The organism is Mesorhizobium sp. M2C.T.Ca.TU.002.02.1.1, from assembly GCF_003997225.1.
This window is the reverse complement of record NZ_RZTO01000695.1, coordinates 1-3341: the sequence shown is the minus strand read 5'-3', so window position 1 is coordinate 3341 and position 3341 is coordinate 1. Positions and strand designations below refer to the sequence as shown.

3 protein-coding genes are annotated in these 3341 nt (G+C 62.7%); all 3 read right to left on the bottom strand.

Annotated elements, in window-relative coordinates; translation table 11 throughout:
* Window positions 1-86 precede the first annotated feature (86 nt).
* Entirely contained in the window at window positions 87-1067 is a 981-nt protein-coding gene (locus EOD07_RS27715) for a BMP family ABC transporter substrate-binding protein (protein WP_164772590.1), read from the bottom strand.
* 62 nt (window positions 1068-1129) lie between these two features.
* Entirely contained in the window at window positions 1130-2131 is a 1002-nt protein-coding gene (locus EOD07_RS27710; RefSeq protein ID WP_127237655.1) for a LacI family DNA-binding transcriptional regulator, read from the bottom strand.
* A 309-nt stretch (window positions 2132-2440) separates the two neighbouring features.
* Window positions 2441-3341 (bottom strand): L,D-transpeptidase family protein (locus EOD07_RS27705; protein WP_127237654.1); only part of this gene is annotated, 901 nt, incomplete at its 5' end.

Below are 3341 nucleotides of genomic sequence, written 5' to 3'. Positions count from 1 at the left end.
TTTTTACGCAATTCCGGACGGAAAACCGTCACGCACTTTTCCTGGAATTGCTCTTGGCAGCGTCCCGTTTCAAGGTCCTGGGAGGCTTACTTGAAAGCAGTGTCGACCTTGATCTCGCCGCTGACCACCTTGGCCTTGGCGGCGTCGACCTTGGCCTTGATGTCGGCGGGCACCAGCTTGTCGTTGTAAACGAGGCCGACGCCCTCGTTGGCGAGACCGTAGACCTTGAGCTTGCCGAACTCGGCCTTGCCGTCCTGGATCTGCTTGATCGAGTCGTAGATCGAGTTGCCGATCTGCTTGATCATCGAGGCGATCACATTGTCCGGGTGCAGGCCGCTCTGGTCGGAATCGACGCCGATGGCGTATTTCTTGGAGTCCGCCGCGCCCTTGAGGATGCCGAGGCCGGCCGGGCCGGCGACGTTGAAGACGACGTTGGCGCCGTTCTGGATCGCGGTCTTGGTGAGGTCATAGGCCTTCTGCGCGTCGTTGAAATTGCCGATGAAAATCACTTGCACGTCGATGTCCGGCACGACGGTCTTGGCGCCCTGCTTGAAGCCGAGGATGAAGTCCTGGATGACCGGCAGGTCCATGCCGGCGACCACCGCGATCTTCGGATCGCCGGAGGTAAGCGGAAAATCCTTCTTGTCGGTCGCCGCGATCGCGGCCAGCGCGCCGGCGAGGTACGAGCCTTCGTTCTGCGCGTATTTCACCGAAAGAACGTTCGGCTGCTTCAACTCGTCATCGAAGAAGACGTATTTCTGGTCGGGGTGCTGCGGCGCGACGTCGGCCAGGTTGTCGTGCATGTTCGGGCCGGTGAAGACGACGCTCCAGTCGCCCGAATTGGACACCGCCTCGAGGTTCTGGCGCCAGAGCTGCGGATCGGTCGGCGAGGCCTGCAGCAGGCGCGTCTTGACGCCTTCCTTCTCGGCGCGGGCGAAGCCGGTGGCGGCGTTGTCGTTGAAGCCCATGTCGCCGAGATTGTCCGACATCACATAGACGGCGCTGAAGTCGGCGGCGAATGTCGGCCCGGCCATCAGGCCGAGCCCGAGGATAGTTGCGTATGCCATTGATTTCACGATCGATCTTGTCATTTGTTTTATTCCCCTTTCTTGGTCTAGAACTGTCTTTCTCAGGAGCGTGGCGGCACCACCGAGTTGCGCTTGACCAGCGCGACCGGGAGCCGGGTGAGTTCCGGCGGCGACGTCTTGTCGATCAGCGCCTTGAGCGTGCCGAACCCGATGCGGCCGAGTTCGGCCGTCGGCTGGCGGATGGTGGTGAGGCCTGGCGCGAGGAGGTCGGCGAACGGCATGTCGTCGAAGCCGACCAGCGAGATGTCCTGCGGCACGCCGAGGCCTTCGGAACGCACAGCTTCCATGATGCCGATGGCAATGAAATCGCTGCCGGCGAAAACGGCCGTCGGCGGCTCGGCGCCGGCCAGCATATCCAGCATGGCGGCGCGCCCGAACTCGCGCGAATACTCGCCCTGGCGGATATCGCCGTCGTCAACTGTTATCCCCGCCTCGGCCATGGCGTCGCGGTACCCGGCCAGTCGTTCGATGGCGCTGAACAGCTTCGCCGGGCCGCCGATATGGGCGATGCGCCGGTGCCCGGCTTCGATGAGATGACGCGTCGCGGCGCGGGCGCCTTCCCGGTTCTCGACGAATATCTTCGGAACGTTGACGCCCGGGATATCCTCATCGATCAGAACGATATGGCCGTAGTGGTGGAGCGTGGCGGCAAGCGAGCCGTCGTCCGGCCGATTGGTCATCATGATCAACCCGTCGACATGGCCGTCCTTCAGTCGCCTGAGACTCGCAAGCTCGCGCTCGCGATTGCCGCCGGTGCTGCTCATCAGGACGGAATAGCCGTGCTTTTCCGCCTCGTTCTCGACGGCGGCGGCCAGCTCGGCGAAAAACGGGTTGGCGATTTCAGGCGTCATCATGCCGATCGCCTCGGAGCGGCCGAGGCTCAAGCGCTTGGCGAGAATGTTGGGGCGATAGTCGAGCGCAGCGATGGCCGCATCGATGCGGGCGGCCGTCTCCGCCGGCAGCTCGATGCGATTGTTGAGGTAGCGCGACACGGTGGTGGTCGACACCCTCGCCATTATCGCGACTTCATTGATGGTGCTCATATCCGTCCCGGCCAGCAACAGACCGAAACGTTATCTCATAAAATGTGGCTAGTAAAGCGGTTGCGTAAAGTGGTTTACTAACTTTGTTGAGCTTACGCGGGCCGATCGGCGCCGACCGCGGCGGCGGGCTTGCTTTTTGTGTCAGGGATCATCGACAGGACGAAGCTTCAGCAGCAGGCCGCTCATCCGCCGGAAACCGTTTACGCCCTCGAGCCGGGGCGCTGGCGCGACCAGCGATCGATCCAAGGCTATTTCGCAGACACAAAAAAGGCCGCCGAGCGGCGGCCTTTCTCAAATAATGTCAAATGCTTACTGCGCGGAGCTGATCTGCAGCTCTTGGGCGCCGTCGAGGCCGTAGATGTCGTCGCGGAACTGCACGACGCCCGGGGCGGTCGACCAGGCCGACAGGTACAAGAAGTGAACCGGCACCGGGTTGACCACATTGATCGGCGTGTTCTCGCCGGTCTTGATCGCCGCTTCGAAATGCTGGCGGTCCCAGCCGGGCGTATCGCGCAGGATCCAGGTGACGAGGTCGCGCACGTTCTGGACGCGCACGCAGCCGGAGGAATCGAAGCGCATCAGCTTGCCGAACAGGCTCTGCTGCGGCGTGTCGTGCATGTAGACGCCGTCCGGGCTCGGGAAATTGATCTTGACCGAGGCCATCGCATTGTTGCTGCCCGGATCCTGGCGGAAACGATATTTCGCCGCGTCGTCGGTCGACCAGTCGACCGTCATCGGATCGACCTCGCTGCCGTCCGGCGCGAACAGGCGGATGTGGCTGTCCTTGAGGTAGTTGGGGTCCTTCCGCATCAGCGGAATGATGTCCTTGCGCACGATCGAGACCGGCGCGTTCCAGTACGGATTGACGATGATCTCGTTGATCTTCGAATTCACGATCGGCGTCTGGCGGTCGATCTTGCCGACGATCGCCGTGTGTCGCAGCACGACGCGGTCGTTCTCGACCGCTTCAACCTGGGCGCCCGGAATGTCGACCAGCACGTAACGGCTGCCCAGCGTGCCGGCCTTTTCCTTCAGGCGCTGCAGATTGGTCTGCAGCTGGCCGAGCCGGACCTGCGCCGACACGTTCATCGCGGCATAAGTGTATTTGCCCATGGTGCCGTCGGCCGGCAGGCCATGGCGGAGCTGGAAGCGCTTGACCGCCGAGTCGACATAGGAATCGAAGGCCGTCGAAATGCCGGCGCTCTGCGGC